This window comes from Halonotius terrestris, assembly GCF_006861665.1.
Taxonomy (GTDB): domain Archaea; phylum Halobacteriota; class Halobacteria; order Halobacteriales; family Haloferacaceae; genus Halonotius; species Halonotius terrestris.
Genome location: NZ_RKLU01000001.1, coordinates 334,182 through 354,447, shown reverse-complemented (window position 1 = coordinate 354,447; position 20,266 = coordinate 334,182). Strand labels below are relative to the sequence as shown.

Sequence of the window (20,266 nt, the reverse complement as noted above, 5' to 3'; positions counted from 1 at the left end):
ACAACCGGCAGACGGAGTCGAGACCGATACCATAAGGTACGTTCATGTAAAACAGGCCGCGTATGAGTACACAGGGCCACGCCGCCAAGCCATCCACGCCAGAGATCGACAGCAGTCTCCTCATCACGGTGTCAGGGCCACCGGGCTGTGGAGCGACGACGCTCTGTGAACGGCTTTCGGAGGCAATGGACTGCCCCTATGTCTCCGGCGGCGACATCTTCCGGGAACTCGCCGAGGACGGCGAGTTGAGCCTCCATCAACAGACCGCCGAGGCCGACGCCAGCGACGACATCGACCGCGCGCTCGACAAGCGACTCCAGTCGATCGCCGAGAAGTGGGGGGCCTCGGGCAAACCGTTCATTCTAGAATCACGCCTCGCGGGCTGGCTGGCCGGCGAGAACGCCGATCTCCGGCTCTGGCTCGACGCGCCCGATGAGGTCCGGGTCGATCGCGTCGAGGACCGCGAGGAAACCGAGGCTGAAATGCGCGTCCGGGAGGTCAGCGAGGCCGGCCGGTACGAGAAATACTACGACATCGACGTCGAGGATCGGGAGTTCTACGACCTGAACATCAACACCGCTCGCTGGAGCAAGGAAGGCGTCTTCCAGATCGTGAAAACGGCCATCGAACAGTACGATACCGAAGCCGACGAGGGGGCCTACGAGACGCCAGCCGTCGATATCTGATTGCAGTTGTGTAGTTCCGTTACAGCACTGTCTCGCTACGACGACCGAACCGCGTCAATATTTGCAGGTGAAAGTGTGGTAGTGTTCTCGGGCGTGCAGCGGGTACCGTCGTGGCCGGTCGGCAATGTCGGTGCCGTACGCCACTTTCTCACGGGAGCATGGTTGGCGACGCGTTTCGCCGAAACTGGCCGTGTTGAATGCGTAGGCTGCTGTTTCGACTGGAGATCAGAGGCGAGTGAATCGGACCGATTACGCGATTTTGTCGATCGTGTCGTCGGTGTCGTCTGTTCCGTCGTCAGCATCGGCCTCGGTGCCATCGGCCCGGGACAGTAGCCCACAATTGCAGTCGGCTTTCAGTGCTGCCCAGACGACTGCGGTGAGGATGACCAGTCCTTCGATTCGCGCCGCGGTGACGACCCACGGTTTCGCCGTTGGGGCGTCGTCGTAGTCGTAGCTGAGTCGCGTCAGAACGCGCATAAACCGCTCGGGGTAGAGCGTTTCGGCGAGGCCGACGGTACCGAGGAGCAATTTGAGCATGGATGTGATTCGCTCCGAAGCCCGAAAACCGCGTCGGTGGCATCGAGAGCCGAAACGGGGCCGCAGCGGCTGCGAGCCGACCGATACCGTGGGATATCGTCGCGCGAAAGGTTTAGGCCATAAAGCGGCCTACGCCGACCCAATGAGTCGCGGGCCTGCTCTGATCATTACCGAGAAGGACAACGCCGCCCGGCGGATCGCCGAGATCCTCAGCGGCGACTCCGCCGACACCGAGCGTGTCAACGGCGTCAACGTCTACAAGTGGGGCGGCAAACGCTGTNTCGGGCTNTCNGGCCACGTCGTCGGCGTCGACTTCCCANCGGAGTACAACGATTGGCGGGACGTCGAACCCGTCGAGTTGATCGACGCGCCCATCGACAAACAGCCCACCCAGGAGGGCATCGTCCGCGCGCTCCGCCAGCTCGCCCGCCGCGCCTCGCAGGTCACCATCGCCACCGACTACGACCGCGAGGGCGAGCTGATCGGCAAGGAAGCCTACGAACTGGTGCGAGAGGTCAACGAGGACGTGCAGATCGACCGCGTGCGGTTCTCCTCGATCACTGACCGCGAAGTCACCGAGGCCTTCGACCACCCCGACGAACTCGATTTCGACCTCGCGGCCGCCGGCGAAGCCAGACAAGTCATTGATCTCCTGTGGGGCGCGGCCCTCACCCGGTTTCTTTCACTTTCCGCGCGGCAACTCGGCGACGACTTCATTTCCGTTGGTCGTGTACAGGGCCCGACACTCAAACTGATCGTTGACCGCGAACGCGAGATCGAGGCCTTCGATCCCGAGGACTACTGGGAGCTGTTCGCCGACCTCGAAACCGACGCCGACGGCGGCTTCGAGAGCCAGTACTTCTACCGCGACGAGGACGGCAACGAGGCTGAACGCCTCTGGGACGGCGACCGCGCCGAAGCGGTCTACGAGGCACTGGCCGCAGCCGAAACAGCTGCTGTCGACTCGGTCAATCGCCGCACCCGCACCGACAGCCCGCCCGCGCCGTTCAACACCACACAGTTCATCCGCGCGGCCGGCTCGCTGAACTACTCGGCCCAGCAGGCGATGAGCGTCGCCGAGGAACTCTACACCGCTGGCTACCTGACCTACCCCAGAACCGACAACACGGTCTACCCGGAGGATCTCGACCCACGCGAACTGCTCGAATCGTTCACCGGCGACAGTACCTTCGGCGACGACGTCGCGAGCCTGCTCGCGGCCGACGAGATCGAGCCGACCGNNGGNGACGAGGAGACGACCGANCACCCGCCGATCCACCCGACCGGCGAGNTCCCCNGNCGNNNNGAGCTCTCCGAGGACGAGTGGGAGATNTACGAACTCGTCGTCCGGCGGTTTNTCGCCACCGTTGCCGACGACGCGACATGGGAACACCTGAAAGTCGTCGCGGAAATCCCCGACTGCGAAGTCGTCGTCGATGGCAAACCGACGAGCGAGGAGCTCACGCTGAAGGCCAACGGGAAACGCCTCGTCGAGGCCGGCTACCACGCGGTCTACCCCTACTTCAGCCAGTCGGAAACCCACGTGCCCGACGTGAGTACGGGCGACGAGTTGACGATCACCGACACCGAGATCGAGGCCAAGCAAACCCAGCCGCCACGCCGCTACGGCCAATCGCGGCTGATCGAGACGATGGAGCAAATGGGGATCGGCACGAAGTCGACGCGGCACCACACCATCGAGAAACTCTACGACCGCGGCTACCTCGAAAACGACCCGCCGCGGCCGACGATGCTTGCCCGGGCGGTCGTTGAGGCCGCCGAGGACTTCGCCGACCAAGTCGTCTCCGAAGACATGACCGCCCAACTCGAAGCCGACATGGAGGCGATTGCGGCCGGTGAGAAGGACTACGATGCGGTGACAGCTGCCTCTCGCCGACTGCTTGAGGATGTCTTCGACGACCTCACCGACTCCCGCGAGGAGATCGGCAGCCAGATTCAAAAATCGCTCAAGGCCGACAAAACGCTCGGCCCGTGTCCGGAGTGCGGCGACGACCTCCTCATCCGCACCAGCCGCCAGGGCTCGTACTTCATCGGTTGTAACGGGTATCCCGACTGCGAGTACACGCTGCCGCTGCCGTCGACTGGCAAACCCCTGCTGCTCGACGAGACCTGCGACGATCACGACCTTAGGGAGGTCAAACTGCTGGCCGGCCGGAAGACGTTCGTCCACGGTTGCCCGCAGTGTCAGGCTGACGCCGCCGACGCCGAGGCCGACCGCGTGATCGGTGACTGCCCTGACTGCGGTGAGGACCATGACGGCGAGCTGGCGATCAAACAGCTCCGCAACGGCTCGCGGCTCGTCGGTTGTACGCGCTATCCTGACTGCGAGTACTCCCTGCCGCTGCCGCGTCGCGGCGATATCGAGATCACTGACGGCCGCTGTGACGAACACGATCTCCCGGAACTCGTCGTCACCTACGAGGACGACGACCGCGAGCCGTGGGAGTTGGACTGTCCGATCTGCAACTACCGGGAGTATCAGGCCCGCCAGAACGGCTCGGAACTGGAGACGATCAGCGGGATCGGCGAGAAGACCGCCGAGAAACTGGAAACGGCCGGCATCGAGGACGTAGAGGGACTGAAAGACGCCAATCCCGACGAGGTTGCCGAGGAAGTCGACGGCATCGGAGCCGACACCGTCCGCGACTGGCAGGCTGACGCCGACTGAGGCAGTCGGCAGCTATCGATTTACGGTCGCTATTTTTCGTCCTCGTAGGCGTGTTCGCGGAGTTCGTCGAGCGAGAGTTCGTCGAGAACACCTTCTGTCGTCGCCTCAAGGATCACCGGCGGCGCGTTGTCGGCTTCGCGGGCTTCGATCCACCGCGGCAGACAGACACACCAGCGGTCGCCCGGATGCAACCCCGGAAAATCGAGTTCCGGCCGCGGCGTCACGAGGTCGTTGCCCTGCTTGCGGCTGTATTCGAGGAAGTCCTGTGTCATCACCGCACAGACCTCATGCCGGCCAGGATCGCGCTGGAGGTGTCGACAGTGACCATCACGCAGAAACCCGGTTTCAGGGTTTTCACTGCAGGGGTCGAGCGCGGTGCCGAGGACGTTCGTTTCGTCCGCGTCGTCGGTGGGCCCCGCGTCGATTGTTGCCTCCGTGTCGCTCGTTGCGTCCCCGTCGCTCGGATCGTCGCTCATGGCCCCGCTTTCGGTCCGGCGCGTATAGCTATTTGGCCGTGCCACCGCACCCTTTTTATTCTCCGCCGGTGGAACCCATAGCCAATGAGCAAGCCGTGGGAATCGTGGGATCACCTGCTGAAGATCGACCCGGACAAACCGCTCGTCGAGGGCGAGACGTTCGCCGATGTCTGTCAGACCGGCACCGACGCCATCGAGATCGGCGGCACCCTTGGGATGACCGAAGACAAGATGCAGCGCGTCGTCGACGCCTGCGCCGAGTACGACGTGCCGCTGTACCAAGAGCCGTCGAATCCGAGCGTCGTCATCGATTCGCCGGCCCTCGATGGCTACCTTATCCCGACGGTGCTCAACGCGGCCGACCCCTTCTGGCTGGTCGGCGCGCACAAGGAGTGGGTCCGCATCGAGGACGGCCTCGACTGGGACCGGACGACGACGGAGGCTTACATCGTGATGAACCCCGAAGCCTCGGTCGCCGAGTACACCGAAGCCGACTGTAACCAATCGCCCGAGGACGTCTGGGCGTACGCCCGCGTCGCCGAGAAGATGTTCGGCCAAGAGATCATTTACGTCGAGTATTCCGGCACCTTCGGCGATCCCGATGTGGTCGAAGCCGCTGCCGACGGCATCGACGACGCGACGCTGTTCTACGGCGGCGGCGTCGGCGACTACGACAGTGCCTACGAGATGGGCCAGTACGCCGATGTCGTCGTCGTCGGCGACCTCATCCACGACGAGGGTTGTGACGCGGTCCGCGAAACGGTCGAAGGCGCGAGTGACGCGCACGCGGAAACGACGACGCCGAACTAAGCAGCCGACGCTGCCGAACTACTCTGCGGTCGCCCCTTCGTCGCGGTCGGATTTTCTGAGCGGTTGTCGCTCGCCATAGGTCACGCTTCGCCAGAGCCATTCGGCGGGGCCGAACCGGAAATATCGCAGCCACAGCACCGAGAGGACGATCTGGACCGCCCAGATGGCGACGACGAAGCCAGCCTGTTCGAGGCGGGTGACGCTGCCGAACAGCCTGAGGCCGTGGCCGTAGAAGATCGAGGTAGCGATGATTGTCTGCAGCAGGTAATTACTGAAGGCCGTCCGGCCGACCGCTGAGAGTACGCCCGTCACCACGCCGCCACCGAAGCGACGACAAAATAGCATCACCCCCGCGATGTACGCGGCGGCCAGCGGGAGGCTGCCCCAGTAGTTGAACTGACTACCCAAAAACAGCGCGTCGACGCTCCAGTCAACCGCCTCGCTGTACCAGACGCCGGCGAGGATCAGCGGGAGGCCGCCGAGCAGGCCGCCGGCGAGGAGCCGTCGGTAGAACGCCGTTGACCGTTCGTTGGAGATCACGCCCCACTTGAAAAGGGCCATCCCAGCCATCATCAGCCCGCTCGTCCGCCAGAAAACGACGCCGAAGAAGCCGCTGGTCTGTTGGGTCATCGCCGTCGGCACGCGGTGATCGAGTTGGGCGAGCCAGCCGCTCCGGTAGGTTTCGACCTCTTGGAGAAGGGTCGCCTCGGCAGGGGCCCACTGCGAGGCAACCGCCTGTGCCGACCCGGGCGAGAGCCCCGAGACGATGTACAGCAGCGACGGGATTGCGACCATCAACAGCCCGACTCGCGCCAGTAGCTCGGGTTCCCAGTCCCGGACGAAGAAGACCGCCAGCCCACACAGCGCGTAGGGAACGAGGATATCGCCGTACCACAGCAGGTAGGCGTGGGCGAGACCGGCGGCCAGCAGAAACCCGGTCCGGCGGTAGTGGAGTCGGTTGACCTCTCCCTCGCGTTTGCTCCGGCTGAAGAGGATGATGCCCGCGCCGAACATGACGGTAAACAGCGTGATGAACTTCCGCTCGACGAACACGTGGCTCACCAGCCACACGAGGTAGTCGGCGCCGGAGAACTCGCCGTACGGCATCGCCGACGCATAGACCGTCGGATTGTTCAGCGTCGCAAACGGCATCGCAAAGACCTGAATGTTGATGACGAGAATACCGAGCAACGCGAACCCACGAAGGACATCGAGGGCGAGAATACGCTCCGATGGCGGGGTCGGGACGGAGTCGGAGGTCACTACCTCCGTGTCGAGTGAGATGCCACATAAACACACCGCCGCTCGGTCGCTGCCGTCACGGCGTTGGCGACTCAGTCGGCCGTCGCTTCGATCTCGTCGTCGGGTTCGGCTGCTTCGTCTTGGGACACTTGTTCGGGATCCTGCACCCAGAGGTCGCCGAAGAGGTCGTCCTGCTGGAGTCGGAGTTCGCCGCGGTGCGAAAGGAACAGCAAGGCGAGATACGTCATAAACGGCCGGCCGCCGGCGGATTCGATTTCGGCGTACAGCACCTCGCTGCGCCCGTTGTCGAACTCGGGTTCGAGGGCGGCCTGCACCTGCTCGATGACGTGGTCGATATCCTCGGTGTGGGTGTTGGCGGTCACGTCGCCTTCGGTCGGTTCGTCATCTTCGCGGAAGTCGTCGGCCGCGCGGTAATCGACGGTTTGGGTGCCGTAGGTTCCGCCGCTGCTGCCGCTGGTGTCGTACTCGCGGCGTCGCTTCCACCAGTTGTCGCGTTCGGCCTCTCGGAGTTCCCGGACGAGTTCGTCCAGCGTTTCCGGGTTCCCGCGGGTGCTTTTCCGGTCGAGGCGGCGATCCATCTCGGCTTCGAGTTCGTCGACCGGGTCGAAGCCGGGCGCGCCACCTTCGTCGGCGGCTCCGTCGTCCTCGAAGGCCTGTTCCCACGGTTCGGGTTCGTCCGCTGGCTCGTCGTCGGTGGGATCGAGCAGTTCGTCGCCTTTCATCCGCAGGAGGACGCTGGCGTAGAACAACGCCCGCGCGCTCGTGCGCAGATCAGTCGCTTCAAGTTTCGAGAGGAAGGCGTCGGTGACTTCGACGATGTCGATGTCCCACGGCTCGATTTCGCCCTCCTCGGCCAACTGGACCAGCAGCTCGACGGGCTCGACTTCGTCATCGTCGGCGGTCGGCTCAGGCGGTCGCTCTTGATCGTCGCTGTAATCGCCAGCGATTCCGTCGAGGCCGACAGCGTCGGGGAGTTCAGTCATCGGCTGGCACCTCCGGGTCGGCATCGTCGCCGTCGAACTGGATGCCGGTGACCGCGCTGTAGTTGTCGTCNTGCATCGTCACGCCGATNGCGCGCTCGNNGCGNTCCANCAGCGCNGAGCGNTGGGAGACGACGATGAACTGCGCGTCGCCAGCGAGGTCGTCGACCATCTCGCCGACCATCTCGGCGTTGGCCGCGTCGAGGAACGCGTCCACCTCGTCGAGCGCGTAGAACGGCGCGGGGTTGTATCGCTGTACCGCGAATATGAANGCGAGNGCNGTNAGNGACTTCTCGCCGCCGGACATCGCNNCCANNCGCTGGATCGGTTTGTCCGCGGGTTGGGCTTTCATCGTCAGCCCGCCCTCGAAGGGGTCCTCGGGGTTCTCTAAGACGAGTTCGCCCGTCCCGTCGGAGAGCCGCGAGAAGATATCCTCGAAGTGGCCGTTGATCGACTCGAAGGCGTCCATGAACGTTGCCTTCTTTTGGGATTCGTACTGGTCAATTCGGTCTTTGATGCCGTCGCGTTCCTCCTCCAGCGTGTCGCGGCCGTCAACGAGTTCGTCAAGGTCGGCTTCGACTTCCTCGTATTCCTCGATAGCGAGCATGTTGACTGGCTCCAGTTTTTCCATCTCGGTTTCGAGGCGGTCGATGTTGGATTCGACCTCGTCGTGATCCGGAATCTCGTCGGGATCGTAGTCGCCGACGGCCTGCTCTAGTTCGTCGATCTCCCACTCAAGCCGGTCGCGCTCCTCGCGGGCCGCCTGGAGTTTTGACTCGATTTCGCCGACGGCCTCTTTGGCCTCGTCGCGCTCGGCCTGGGCCTCTTTGACCGTGGCTTTCAGATCCTCGCGGTCGTCTTTGAGGTCGGCCAACTCGGCTTCCAGATCCTCAATGGCCTCGCGTTTCTCGTCGAGTTTGTCTTCTTTGTCGTCGATCTGGCTTTCGAGGTCGTCGATCTCGTCTTGGGCGTCGGCCTTCCGGTCTTGGGCCGCTTCGACGGTATCGTGGAGGTCGTCGATGGCCTCCTCGGCGTACTGCTGTTCGAGTTGCTGCTCGTTGAGTCGGCCTTCGAGATCGTCCATCCGGTCTTCGTGATCCCGAATTTCCTCGCGGATCGCGTCGGCCTCGTCGGTCAACTCGGGGATCTTTGACTCGGCCAACTCGGCTTCCAGCTCCTCGATTTCCGCGTCGATTTCCTCGCGCTCGCTCTCGATTTCGTCGAGTTCGGCATCGACTTCGGCCATCTCCTCCTCGACGGCCTCACGTTCGGCTTCGATCTCTTCGAGGCGGGCTTCGAGTTCGTCGATCTCCGCCTCGGCGTCGTCGATCTCCTCGTGGGTGCGTTCGATGTCGGCCTCGATGGACTGGACTTTCTCGACGGCATCGGATTTCCGGTCGCGGGCGGCGTCGATCTGGTCTTCCAGATCGCGGATTTCGTCTTCGTGCTGGCGGCGTTTGTCTTCGAGTTGGTCGATCTCCTCGGCCAGCCGTTCGAGTTTGCCGCCGCCCGACGCGGAAAACGCATAGCGGGAGCCGCCGCCGGAGCCGCCAGTCATCGCGCCGCTCTTCTCGACGAGGTCGCCGTCGAGCGTGACCATCCGGAACTGGCCCATNANCTCGCGGGCNGTCTCCATGTCCTCGACGACGAGTGTCGAGCCCAGCACATAGGAAAAGATGCCCTCGTATTTGCTATCGTACTCGACGAGGTTGCGCGCGAAGTCGACGACACCCGGATGGGATGGGAGGTTCGGCAGCCCGCGGTTGTCCATCTCCGTAATCGGGAGGAAGGTTGCTCGCCCGGCGTTGCGGGATTTGAGGTAGTCGATACACTCCGAGCCGACACCGTCGTCGTCGACGACGACGTTGGCAAGCCGGCCCCCCGCAGCGGTTTCACAGGCGGTCGCGTACTCGCTGTCGACGCTGCCGAGATCGCCGACCGCGCCGTGGACGCCGCGCTTGCCGGCGTTGAGAATGGTCGTCACCGATCGCGGCCATGAGCTGTCGTCGTCGCTGCGGGCCTCGATGTCGGCGTACTCCGATTGCTTCTCGCGGAGTTCCGACTCGATCTCCTCCAACTCGGCTTTCGTCTCCTCGCGTTCCGTCCGGAGCGTGTCGATCGAGGCCTCGATTTTCGATTTGTTCTTTTCGGCTTTGTCGAGTTCGCTCTGGAGGTTCGATAGCTCGGCTTTGAGATCCGGAATCGCCTCTTGAGCCTCATTGAGGTCGGCTTGGGCCTCCTCGACCTCGGTCGAGCGTCGTCGGGCGTCGTCGAGCAGGCGATCCTTCTTCCGCTGGATGTCGTTGGCCTGCGTCTTCAGCTCCTCGCGCCGCTCTTTTTTATCGGACAGCTCGGCTTTGAGTTCGTCGAACTCGGTGTCGGCGTTGTCGATCTCGTCCTGTATGTCGGCGAGGTCGGCCTGCTTGCTCTGGATCGTGCTTTTGACCGACGCCTGCTCGACTTTGAGCTCCTTGATAGTCGCCTCGATCTCGTCGAGTTCTTCCTGCTTACGGTCGATCTGGACGAAGGCCTGCCGGCGTTCGTCTTCGGCGTCTTCGATCCGTCCTTCGGCGGCCTCAATCCGGCCTTCGAGGCGATCGATCTCGCCTTTGATCGACTCCATCTCGCGTTTGAGCCGTAACTGTTCGTCCTCACCTTTGCGTTCGATCTCGCGGTTGAGCTCGTCGAGTTCGTCTTCCAGTCGACTGAGTCGGCCCTGCGCGCTGTCAAGGGTCTCCTGTCGTTCGGCGAGAGTCTCATCGTGGCTGTCGATCTGGTCTTCGATATCGTCGAGTTCGGCGCGTTTGTCCTCCAGTTCGGCGGCTTTCAGATATCCCTCGTACTCCTGTTTCTCGTCGCGTAAGGACTGGTATTCGAGGGCCGTATCGCGCTCGTCGGCCAGCTGGTCGAGTCGCTCCTCTTTCTCCTCGATTTTGAGCGTCGCCTCGTTGATTCGCTCCTCGACGGCGTCGAGTTCCTCGAAGGCTGATTCCTTCTTGGCGTCGAACTCGGCGACGCCGGCGATCTCGTCGATGATGCCGCGTCGCTGGCCCGCCGACATGTTGATGATCTCGGTCACGTCGCCCTGCATGACGACGTTGTAGCCCTCGGGAGCGATGCCGGCCTGCGAAAGCAGGTCCTGAATGTCGCCGAGATTGACGGACCGCTCGTTGAGATAGTAGTATGAGTAGTAGTTGTCGTCGGTCTGTTTGACCCGGCGTTTGATCGTGATCTCGTCGACGTCGCCGACGCGGTCGGTGCCGGCGGCGGTCACGACCTGATCCCGGGTGAGCGTTCCCTCACTGTTGTCGAGGATGACCTCGACGCTGGCCTCGCGTGGGCCGTCGGCGGTCGATTCCTCGCCGTCGTGGCCGGGATTGTAAATGAGGTCTGTCAGTTTCTCGGCGCGAATGCCTCGGGTCTTGGCGAGCCCGAGCGCGAACAGCACGCCGTCGATGATGTTCGATTTCCCCGAGCCGTTGGGGCCCGTAATAACAGTGAAATCCTCGTACAGCGGGATGCGAGTCGGCCGCCCGAAACTCTTGAAACCGTCCAACACGAGGGCTTTGATGTGCATGGGTGAAAGCGGGCGGCGGCGCGGTCGTCGCCGGCGGGTTAGGCGACGATGATGTCGTCTGTTTCGAGGTCGGGCTCCTCGTCAGTTGTGTCTTCCGACTCGCTTTCGGTCGGCTCGTCGCTGCCCTCGACCGTCTCGGTCGCGTGACCGATGTCGTCGCGGTCGTGTTCGACGACCATGACGTGATCGTCGTTTTGGGTGCGGGTGCCGGTCGAGCTGGATTCCGACTCGGCGTCGTCGGCTTCGGGTTCGGGATCGACTTCGGTCGGTTCGGCCTCGCCTTCGAGCTCCTTCACGCGGGCTTTGGTTTCGACCAGTTCTTCCGTGAGGCCGTTGACCGCGGCGCGAAGCTCTGCGATCTGTCCTTCGAGTTCATCGACCCGATTAGTCATACTGTGACAAGCCGTCCCGAGCCGTATAAAACTGTGTCAGACGCGCGTGCGACGACTGCCTCCAGTCGTCGAGTTGTGGTTCTCGGATCGTATGGTGTCGCTGCAAGTCGATTCGTCCGCTGCATCTGCCGCTCCGTTAGGCTTTAGCCAGCGCGCGGCAAACTCGGCCCAATGACAGCGCAGGCCGTCCAAACCGACGAACACGCGGTCGTCATCGGGCTGGAGGTGCACGTCCAGCTNGAGACGGCNACNAAGATCTTCTGTGGCTGTNCGACNGNNGCCGCNGCCGACGANGNGCCNAANAGNCGGACCTGNCCGNNCTGTCTCGGNCTNCCNGGCGCGCTNCCNGTGCTCAACGAAGGGGCTGTGGAAGCCGCCGTCAAGATCGGCAAGGCACTCAACGCCGACATCCCCGAGCGAACGACGTTCCACCGGAAGAACTACTACTATCCTGATCTCCCAAAAAATTTCCAACTCACGCAGTACGACGCCCCCATCTGCCAGGAAGGCAGCCTCGAAATCAGCGTCGAGGGCGACCGCCGCGAGATCGGTATTACGCGAGCCCACCTCGAAGAGGACCCCGGCAGCCTCCAGCACAAGGGCGGCAATATCGACACCGCTGAGGCGACGCTCATCAACTACAACCGCGCAGGAACGCCACTCGTCGAGATCGTCACTGAGCCGGATTTCCGCTCGCCCGACGAGACGCGGGCCTTCCTCGCTAAATTAGAAGAGGTGCTCGAATATCTCGGTGTCTTCGATGCGACCCGAGACGGCAGCCTCCGCGTCGACGCCAACATCTCCCTCGTTGACGCTGACGAGGTCGACGATGAGGGCGCGATCGACGAGGCCGTCCTCGAAGACGCAAATCGCACCGAGGTCAAGAACATCTCCAGTCACAAGGCCGCGGAAAAGGCCCTCGCCTACGAGGTCAGCCGACAGAAAAACGCCGTCAAGCGCGGCCGCGCGCTCGAAACCGAGACGCGCCACTGGGACGAGTCCCGCGGGATCACCGTCTCGATGCGCTCGAAGGAGTCAGAGGCCGACTACCGCTACTTCCGGGAGGCCGACCTCCCGCCGCTCGAAGTCGCCGACTGGAAGGAGAAAATCGAGATTCCGGAACTCCCCGACGCCCGCCGGGAGCGGTTCGTCGCCGACTACGGCCTCGATGACGAAGCGGCCTCGAAACTCACCTCGACGAAGGAAGTCGCGGACTTCTTCGAGGCCGTCGCCGAGGAGTTCGNCCCCGNCNTNGCNGCGACGTGGGTCGCCGACAACCTNCTNGGCGANCTCAACTACCGTGATATGCTGATCACCGATATTGAGGGTCGCCTCGATGAGTTCTCGCGGCTGATCGAACTCGTCGAAAGCGACGAGCTCACGGTCAAAAACGCCGAAGAGGTCGTCCTCCGGTCGATGCTCGACGACGGCGACGACCCCGAGACCATCATCGACCGCGAAGGCCTCGGCAAGGCCGACGACGACGCCATCGCCGACTTCGTGGTCGAAGCGATTGACGAGAACCCCGACGCTGTCGACGACTATCACAGTGGCGAGGACGGCGCGCTGAACTTCCTCGTCGGCCAAGTCATGCAGAAATCTCAGGGATCGGCCGACCCCGGCAGCGTCAACCAACTGCTGCGCGAGGAACTCGACTCCTAACCCGCGTTGTTCTCGGTTCTCCGCAGCAGAAATCCTTACTCACAGAAGAGTAAAGCTATTCAGCCGTGGGACCGACCGACACGGTATGCAGGCTATCGCAGTGTATGAGGGGGCTGGCGAGCCCGAGATCATCGACCTTCCCCAGCCCGAACCCGACGACGGCGAGGCGTTAGTTCGCACATTGCGGGTCGGCGTCGACGGCACCGACCACGAAGTCATCAGCGGCGGTCACGGCGGCTTCCCGGCCGACACCGACCACATGGTGTTGGGCCACGAGGCCGTCGGCGTCGTCGAAGACGCCAACGGCACCGACCTCTCCGAAGGCGATATCGTCGTCCCGACGGTTCGCCGCCGCCCGAACGGCGACAACGCGTACTTCGAGCGCGGCGAGCCGGATATGGCCCCTGACGGCGAGTATCTCGAACGCGGGATCGTCGGCGATCACGGCTTTATGGCCGAATACTTCACCAGCCCCGCGGAGTTTCTCGTCACAGTACCGCCCGAACTCGCCGAATACGGCTTTCTCGTTGAGCCGATCTCGATAACCGAAAAGGCGGTCGAACACGCCGACGCGAGCCGGTCGGCCTTCGAGTGGACGCCCGAATCCGCTCTCGTCCTCGGCAACGGCAGCCTCGGACTCATCACGCTCGCCATGTTCGAACAGCGGTTCGACCGCACCTACTGTCTCGGCCGGCGTGAGCGACCCGATCCGACCATCGACATCATCGAGTCACTGGGCAGCACCTACGTCAACAGCAACGAGACGCCGGTCCCGGAGATCCCCGACAGCTACGAAGCCCCTGATCTGATCTACGAGTCCACCGGCTACGCGAAACACCCCTTCGAGTCTATCGAGGCCCTGGCACCCAACGGCGTCCTCGCCGCGCTCGGGATTCCGGGTGACTGGGAGTTCGAAATCGACGGCGGGAAACTCCACCGGGAGCTGGTACTCCACAACAAGGCCATTGTCGGCAGTGTCAACTCCCACGTCGGCCACTTCGAAGCCGCCGTCGACACGCTCGACTCGCTGTCGGACGCGTTCCTCGACGATCTGGTGACCGGTATCTACGATCTTGCGGACTACGAGGACGCGTTCGTCGACGACAACAGTACTATCAAGAACGCCATTCAATTCAGCGAGTATGAAAAACGTCGATAACCTCATCGAGAGCGCGGCGGAGTTGGCCGGTCGCGGCCTGTCCCGCGGCGAGATCGCCGACGAACTCAACGTTTCCCGGGAGACCGCAAGCTGGCTCGTCGAGCGCGGCGGCATCAAAAGCGAACCCGACCACGCCGGCCAGCCGGGAGCCAGCCCGCAGGATATCCACGTCGACTGGAGCGCGATCGGCCGCGACAGCAGCCGGCTCACCTACGTCAGCCGCGCGATGGCCGATCTCATCTCGAAAGACGACACCGATGTCGGTCTGACCGTCGGCATCGAAAAGGCCGGCGTCCCGCTGGCGACGGTTGTCGCCAACGAACTCGACACCGATATCGCGGCCTACGGCCCCGCGAAACACCAGTGGGAGGAAGGCGACATCGACGAGATCGACGGCGGCTTCTCACAGAATTTCTCCGCTGTTTCCGACCAGAACTGCTACATCATTGACGACATCATCACCTCTGGGACGACGATGAAGGAGACGATCACCGCCGTCCGCGATCAGGGCGGCACCCCCGTCGGCTGTGTCGTCCTCGTCGACAAACAGGGCCTCGATGAGATCGACGGCGTCCCCGTCTCCTCGCTGATGAACGTCGTCAGCGTCGCCCCCGACGAGTAACGCGAGGACGACCGCAGGGACCCCTCGGTCGTTCGCGTGCAACCGCTTTCGTGAACACTGCCGACGCGCCGGGACACAACGCATATCCCCGCCACGCTCCTATCGGCAGGTATGACTTTCCAGCCCGACAGCGAGATGGACGAGGAGACAGTCCGCGAACGCGTCGACGACGCCATCGAGAACAACGACGTGGTGCTGTTCATGAAGGGGAACCAACTGATGCCGCAGTGCGGCTACTCCGCCAGTGCCCTCGAACTCATCGGCAAACACGTCGAAGAGTTCGAGACGGTCGACGTGCTGCCCGCGCTCGACGAGTACCGCGAAGCCCTCGCCGAACACAGCGACTGGGAGACNATNCCGCAGACGTTCGTCGACGGCGAGTTCGTCGGCGGCAGCGANATNCTCNCCGAACTCGACGAACGCGGCGAACTCGAAGCCACGCTGATGACCTAATCCGGCCTCCAGCAGCCGCCGGTTGCCGGCCGTCAGCCGCGGAGTCTAGAAAGGATAGCGCATATAACAGTGGGGGCCTTACACCCCAGTAGGTACCGGCACCCACGGCAACCCACCCGTCACCTCAAAAACATGTCAGGCCGCGTATTCCGTCTCCACTCGACGCTCGAACTGCCTCTCGAAGACCTCCAGGAGTATCTGGAGGATCCGGATCTCCCCGAGGAGATCGCGGAGGTAACCCTCACTCGACGCAACAACACCCTGATCATCAACGCCGAGGCGACCGACGAGAGCCTCAGCAAGTACACCCCCACGGCCCAACTCAAAGCCAGCGTCACCGAGACGCGGGTCTACGAGGAAGAGCCGCCGCGTGCCGGCGGCGGGAGCCCGAGTTGGGGCGACGAAGAGGAAGAGGAAATCCCCTCGGAACTCGTCGAGTTCGCCTGTTTCAAGGGCGACCGCGAGACCGTCCTGCAGAACACCGCGGTCCAGTACCCGATGTTTCAGGTGCTCAAGGAGATCGCCCTGCTGTCGGAGAAGGGCACGCTGACGGCGATCACCGAACACGACGACGAACTCGAAGCGACACGGATCGTCGAGGGTGAAGCGCGGTCGGCGACCGTCGAAGTCGTCGAGAACCCACAGAAAGGCTCGGGTGCGTCCGGTGTCGACTGGCGGGACAACGAATTTATCGACGGCTAAGAACGGATCGCGCGGTCAGTCCGCCGTCGAGTCGCTTGCGGTCGCTGTTTTCGGATCGGTTGTCGCTTCTCCAGCCGAATCATCAGCAACGTCGCCAGCGACGCCCTCATCGCTTTCAGGCACGGTTGCGACGGTCGTGATCGCCTTCGGGCTACCGGGGCTGGCCTGTTGGATGTGGTGTTGGAATTCCCTGTAGCCGGCGGCCTCGAACATCCGGGTGGCTTCGGCNTCGTCGTAGAACAGCATGATNGCGTCGGCGAGNTTCTGNANNACGNCCGAGTNCGGGTAGTCGGGGCCGACAACCAACACGCGGCCGCCGGGTTTGGTGACGCGTCGGAACTCTTCGAGGGCGTCGACGGGATTGGGCCAGTACTCGATGGAGCCCGACGACCAGAGGTGATCGAACGTATCGTCGGCGAACGGCAGGCGTTCGGCGTCGCCGCGGTGGAATTTCACGTCGCCGTGTTTGCCGAACTTCCCGAAGGCTTTCTCCATCTGGTGGATCGATTGGTCGAGGCAGTACACGTCATCGGTGTGCTGGAGAATGCCTTCGGTGGCGAAGCCGGTGCCGCTGCCGACATCGAGNACGCGGTCGCCGNNNTNGANGTCGANCCACNCNAGNGCNTNGTCGCGCATCTCCTCGTTCCAGATGAANGGGTTNANCGTGTCGTAGANNTTCGAGANNTANTTGTAGAACAGGCGCGCTCTGGCCTTGTTCTCGAGGATTCCCATGTCGGATTACTGTAGGAGCGGCGCGACAATAACAGTGGGGTTTTGCGGTTGAGATGGGCCGAATCGATCCGCGTGCTCACCGCCACAAAGCATAAATACGTGGTACGCGTTATCATGGAACGTAATGTCATCAGCACAGTCTTCAGACGATGAGTTGTTCGATGAGTTCCTGTCCGCGAATGGGCATGCAACCGAGCCCGCCGGCTGGGACGAGTCGTACAACAAGAAGCAGTGCCCCGACTGCGGAGCCCTCCACGACGCCGCGGCGACGACCTGTTCGGTCTGCGGCTGGCTCCCCGATCAGTAACGCCCTCCTGACCCGCTGTTTTGTGTTGTTGCCGGCTTACTCGAAGTCACGTTGTTTATCATGCCGGGGCACATGTGCATGCTACAATGAGTACCACGGACGGCACGATCACGCGTCTCTTCGGCGGTCCCGGCAGCGGGAAAACCACCGCCCTGCTCGACCGCGTCGAGACCATCCTCGAAGCCGACGATGTCGAACCTCGCGATATCCTCGTCGTCTCCTACACCCGCGCCGCCGCCGCCGAGATCCGGGAACGCTTGGCCGAACGGCTCGATACGACGCCTCGCGCACTCAAAGGCAACGTCTGTACGATGCACGCGAAGGCCTACGAACTGCTTGATCTCTCTCGCGGCGACGTTGTCGGCGAGGACGAAAAAGAAGAGTTCTGCGAGGAGTACGGCATCGAGTACGAGGACGAGTACAAAAGCGGCGGCCGCCGTACNGCCNNCTCGACGACNATNGGNAACAAGATCATNGCCACCNNNCAGTGGCTCCAGCGCACCCGCCGCGAGGTCGCCGACTGGTACGACGTGCCGTATCAGTGGGACNTCGACGAGGTTCGGCTCCCGCCGGACGTCGACCCNAACGCNCAGNCGGGCAACAAGTACACGCCGACGTGGTCGNGCGACGACGACCGCATCGACGTCCCGGAGGCCATCCGCGCGTGGCGCGCCTACAAGGGTGAGGAGGGCGTCGTCGGCTTCGCCGACATGCTCGAGCGCGTCAAGCAACGGTCGCTCGTCCCGAACGTCGACCACCTCGTCATCGACGAGTTTCAGGACATCACGACGCTTCAACACGACGTGTACGAGGAGTGGAAGCCCCACACGGAGNCGGTNCTNATCGCNGGCGACGACGACCAGGTCGTCTACGCNTGGCAGGGNGCGGACCCGNACCTCCTGTTGGATGCTGACCGCGACGAGGACGAGATCCTCCCGAACTCCTACCGCCTCCCCTCCAACATTCTCAACGTCGTCAACACGGAGATCCGCCATCTCGACAAACGACAGGAGAAGGACCTCAAACCCCGCAAAGAGGGTGGTGCCGTCGAGGCCGTCGAGAACGCCTCGATGCTCGAACTCGTTCGCAACGTTCGCTACACCGTTGACGAAGACCAAGGCAGCATCATGCTGCTGTTCCGCGCCCGCTACCAACTCTTCCAGTTCATCGAGGAGTTCGTTGACGAGGGCATCCCGTTCAAGGCGCTCACCGACCAGCGGCTCTGGACCGACCGGCTGACTGACTACGTCCGCGCCATCGAGGCGTACAACGCCGGCGACCAACTCACGCTGCTGCAGGGTCGCCGCCTGGCCGACATGCTACAGGAGTCGACGTTCGGCTCCAACGACCGCGAGGAGTTCTACGACTTCCTTGAGGCCGAAGAGGAAGCCGCCGAGAGCGACGACCTCACCGAGATTCCGCTTGACCCCGATGATGTCGAGGAGTTCGCGCCGTTCATGCCCGACAAAAAATCCGCGGGCGACATGGTCCGCAAGGTGACGAGCTTCCAGCGGACCTCCATCGACGCCTACTTCAACGGCGAGTACGCCGGTCTCGACCCCGATACGGTCCGCGTCGGCACGATCCACTCCGCGAAGGGTCGGGAGGCCGACCACGTTTTCGTCGGGACTGACCTCACCGAGAAGGTCGTCGAGCAGATGGCCGCGACCGTCTCCGGCCACGAGGAGACCGCCGACCCGACGACCGTTGGCGACGACGAGTTCACGAAACACACCGATCCCGTCCCGCTGTTGACTGACAACGAACGCCGGGTGTTCTACGTCGGCATGAGCCGGGCCCGCGAACGGCTCGTCCTGCTGGAAAACCTGATCGACGGCGCGCCGACCGTCCCGATCAGCGTCCTCCTGCACAACGAACTCCGCGACGATCCGCCGCAGGAGCTGCTCGACGCCGTCCAAGAGACCGAGACGGCCGACGCCCCCGAACCCGAGCCGTGAGTTCGCCGGCTGGCCGCTCCACCGAGGCGTGGCCGGTCCCGCCGACGCCGCCGGCCGGGCTCGTCGCCCTCCGCGATCCGCTTGCTGCCCCCGACACTGTCGGTTTCGTTCACGTCGCCAGCGACGAGCCCGACCGCCGGTATCTCACGCGAACCGCCGACCCGCCGCACGCGGCAGCGATCGTCTGTGTACCGACCGCTGCTGGCGGTTTGGAAGCGATTTACTGCGTGCCGGCATCCGAGCGAGCAGCCGCAGTCGCCGATTTCGTCGCTGCTGCCGACGACGCACAGCACGCCGAGATCGACCGCACAGTAGCGACCCGCGACCCAGATACCCCGCCCGGAACACATGCTGTGTCGGCACTTGCCGACCGGCTCGGTGCCGACGCTGGCTCCGGCACGCTTCGCGTTCCAAGTCATCTACCACACGACACCGCGGTTCGACTCGAAAAAGCCGGCTACGACTTGTCGTCAACGACTGCCCTCACCGAGGCTCGCGCCAGCAAGACTCCAGCCGAACGCGACTGTCTCCGCGCCGTCCAGCAAGCGGCGGCCCACGCAATGCGGCGAGCGAGCGACCGTCTCGCAGCCAGCACGACGGACGGCGGTGTCGTCCGCGTCGATGGCGACCCACTCTCGGCCCAGCGGTTGGAACGGGAGATCGCTGCCGACCTCGCAGCCGTCGGCGTCGCTCCCGAGACGGTTCGGGTTCGAGCCGGCGACACTGGCGCGACTGAACCCCTCCCTGCCGGCGAGGGAATCGTCGTCCACATCAGACCGCGAGGCCCACACGGCTACTACGGCTCTCTCACCCGGACGATTGTCGTTGCCAGCGACGGCGGCTGGGATCGCCGCGCTTTCATCGCCGCCAAAGCCGGGCAGACGGCCGCCCGCCGTCACTGTCAACCGGACGGCAACGTCCGGACGGTCGCTGCCGAAGCGACCGCGGAGCTCACTGCCTACGGTTTCCCGCCGATGGGACAGTCGGACGACGACGATGCAGCCGCCGCCGAAGCCACCGACGATGCCGGTGCGCAGGCAACTGTCCACGGTGTCGGCCTCGTGCCGTACGAGGCTCCGAGCCCCGCCGATGATGGCGCGTTGCGGTCGGGATCGACGCTCGCTGTCGAGACGCGCGTCGTCGATCCCGAGCACGGCCGGATTCGGCTTGGATCACTCATCGAAGTCACTTCCGACGGCGGCGAACGACTCGTCGAGTATCCGTTTTCGGTGACGCCGACCGCTGGCGACGCGTAGCAGGG

The 20,266-nt window shown here is 63.6% G+C and carries 18 protein-coding genes; 11 read left to right on the top strand and 7 right to left on the bottom strand.

Going from position 1 to position 20,266, the window contains the following annotated elements; all coding sequences use genetic code 11:
- The first annotated feature begins 62 nt into the window (after positions 1-62).
- Positions 63-686, top strand: coding sequence for a (d)CMP kinase (cmk, locus tag EGH24_RS01880; protein WP_142978484.1), 624 nt, complete (start codon positions 63-65; stop codon positions 684-686).
- Positions 687-935: 249 nt separating this feature from the next.
- Here the strand turns inward: cmk and EGH24_RS01875 are convergent, their stop codons facing one another.
- Positions 936-1,223, bottom strand: a complete 288-nt coding sequence (locus tag EGH24_RS01875; protein WP_142978483.1) for a hypothetical protein — start codon at positions 1,221-1,223, stop codon at positions 936-938.
- A gap of 142 nt (positions 1,224-1,365) precedes the next feature.
- On the opposite strand from EGH24_RS01875, the gene EGH24_RS01870 reads away from it, so the two are divergent.
- On the top strand, positions 1,366-3,912 hold the full coding sequence (locus EGH24_RS01870) for a DNA topoisomerase I (protein WP_142978482.1): 2,547 nt from the start codon (positions 1,366-1,368) through the stop codon (positions 3,910-3,912).
- A 29-nt stretch (positions 3,913-3,941) separates the two neighbouring features.
- On the opposite strand, the gene EGH24_RS01865 is transcribed toward EGH24_RS01870, so the two are convergent.
- Entirely contained in the window at positions 3,942-4,388 is a 447-nt protein-coding gene (locus EGH24_RS01865; protein ID WP_142978481.1) for a DUF2237 family protein, read from the bottom strand.
- Between the two features lie 84 nt (positions 4,389-4,472).
- Here EGH24_RS01865 and EGH24_RS01860 point away from each other — a divergent pair, with 84 nt between their 5' ends.
- The gene (locus tag EGH24_RS01860) at positions 4,473-5,198 is read left to right on the top strand and encodes a phosphoglycerol geranylgeranyltransferase (RefSeq protein WP_142978480.1); all 726 of its coding nucleotides are present in this window, start codon (positions 4,473-4,475) and stop codon (positions 5,196-5,198) included.
- Between the two features lie 18 nt (positions 5,199-5,216).
- On the opposite strand, the gene EGH24_RS01855 is transcribed toward EGH24_RS01860, so the two are convergent.
- The 4 genes from EGH24_RS01855 to EGH24_RS01840 form a co-directional block, all read right to left on the bottom strand.
- The gene (locus tag EGH24_RS01855; protein ID WP_142978479.1) at positions 5,217-6,461 is read right to left on the bottom strand and encodes a DUF418 domain-containing protein; all 1,245 of its coding nucleotides are present in this window, start codon (positions 6,459-6,461) and stop codon (positions 5,217-5,219) included.
- A 71-nt stretch (positions 6,462-6,532) separates the two neighbouring features.
- Positions 6,533-7,444, bottom strand: coding sequence for a segregation and condensation protein A (locus EGH24_RS01850; RefSeq protein ID WP_142978478.1), 912 nt, complete (start codon positions 7,442-7,444; stop codon positions 6,533-6,535).
- Positions 7,437-11,018, bottom strand: a complete 3,582-nt coding sequence (smc, locus tag EGH24_RS01845; RefSeq protein WP_142978477.1) for a chromosome segregation protein SMC — start codon at positions 11,016-11,018, stop codon at positions 7,437-7,439. The genes EGH24_RS01850 and smc overlap by 8 nt, the downstream gene beginning before the upstream one ends.
- Positions 11,019-11,056: 38 nt before the next feature.
- Entirely contained in the window at positions 11,057-11,410 is a 354-nt protein-coding gene (locus tag EGH24_RS01840) for a DUF7518 family protein (protein ID WP_142978476.1), read from the bottom strand.
- Between the two features lie 171 nt (positions 11,411-11,581).
- Between EGH24_RS01840 and gatB the strand changes: the two genes are divergently transcribed.
- From gatB to EGH24_RS01815, 5 genes are all read left to right on the top strand, one after another.
- A complete protein-coding gene (gene gatB, locus EGH24_RS01835; protein ID WP_142978475.1) occupies positions 11,582-13,072 on the top strand; it encodes an Asp-tRNA(Asn)/Glu-tRNA(Gln) amidotransferase subunit GatB in 1,491 nt (496 codons plus the stop codon).
- Positions 13,073-13,157: 85 nt separating this feature from the next.
- Positions 13,158-14,231 (top strand): glucose 1-dehydrogenase, encoded by a 1,074-nt coding sequence (locus EGH24_RS01830; RefSeq protein ID WP_142978474.1) that lies wholly within the window; start codon positions 13,158-13,160, stop codon positions 14,229-14,231.
- A complete protein-coding gene (gene gfcR / locus EGH24_RS01825) occupies positions 14,215-14,853 on the top strand; it encodes a transcriptional regulator GfcR (protein WP_142978473.1) in 639 nt (212 codons plus the stop codon). The genes EGH24_RS01830 and gfcR overlap by 17 nt, the downstream gene beginning before the upstream one ends.
- A 111-nt stretch (positions 14,854-14,964) precedes the next feature.
- Entirely contained in the window at positions 14,965-15,306 is a 342-nt protein-coding gene (locus EGH24_RS01820; protein WP_142978472.1) for a glutaredoxin family protein, read from the top strand.
- Positions 15,307-15,438: 132 nt separating this feature from the next.
- On the top strand, positions 15,439-16,008 hold the full coding sequence (locus tag EGH24_RS01815; RefSeq protein WP_142978471.1) for a DUF7110 family protein: 570 nt from the start codon (positions 15,439-15,441) through the stop codon (positions 16,006-16,008).
- Positions 16,009-16,023: 15 nt separating this feature from the next.
- On the opposite strand, the gene EGH24_RS01810 is transcribed toward EGH24_RS01815, so the two are convergent.
- A complete protein-coding gene (locus tag EGH24_RS01810; protein ID WP_142978470.1) occupies positions 16,024-16,740 on the bottom strand; it encodes a methyltransferase domain-containing protein in 717 nt (238 codons plus the stop codon).
- A gap of 124 nt (positions 16,741-16,864) precedes the next feature.
- On the opposite strand from EGH24_RS01810, the gene EGH24_RS01805 reads away from it, so the two are divergent.
- The 3 genes from EGH24_RS01805 to EGH24_RS01795 all read left to right on the top strand — a co-directional run bounded on the left by EGH24_RS01805 (position 16,865) and on the right by EGH24_RS01795 (position 20,261).
- Positions 16,865-17,047: an HVO_0416 family zinc finger protein gene (locus EGH24_RS01805; RefSeq protein WP_142978469.1), complete on the top strand. Its 183-nt coding sequence runs from the start codon at positions 16,865-16,867 to the stop codon at positions 17,045-17,047.
- Between the two features lie 86 nt (positions 17,048-17,133).
- On the top strand, positions 17,134-19,005 hold the full coding sequence (locus EGH24_RS01800) for a UvrD-helicase domain-containing protein (RefSeq protein WP_142978468.1): 1,872 nt from the start codon (positions 17,134-17,136) through the stop codon (positions 19,003-19,005).
- The gene (locus EGH24_RS01795) at positions 19,002-20,261 is read left to right on the top strand and encodes a M24 family metallopeptidase (RefSeq protein WP_142978467.1); all 1,260 of its coding nucleotides are present in this window, start codon (positions 19,002-19,004) and stop codon (positions 20,259-20,261) included. The genes EGH24_RS01800 and EGH24_RS01795 overlap by 4 nt, the downstream gene beginning before the upstream one ends.
- Positions 20,262-20,266: the final 5 nt, after the last annotated feature.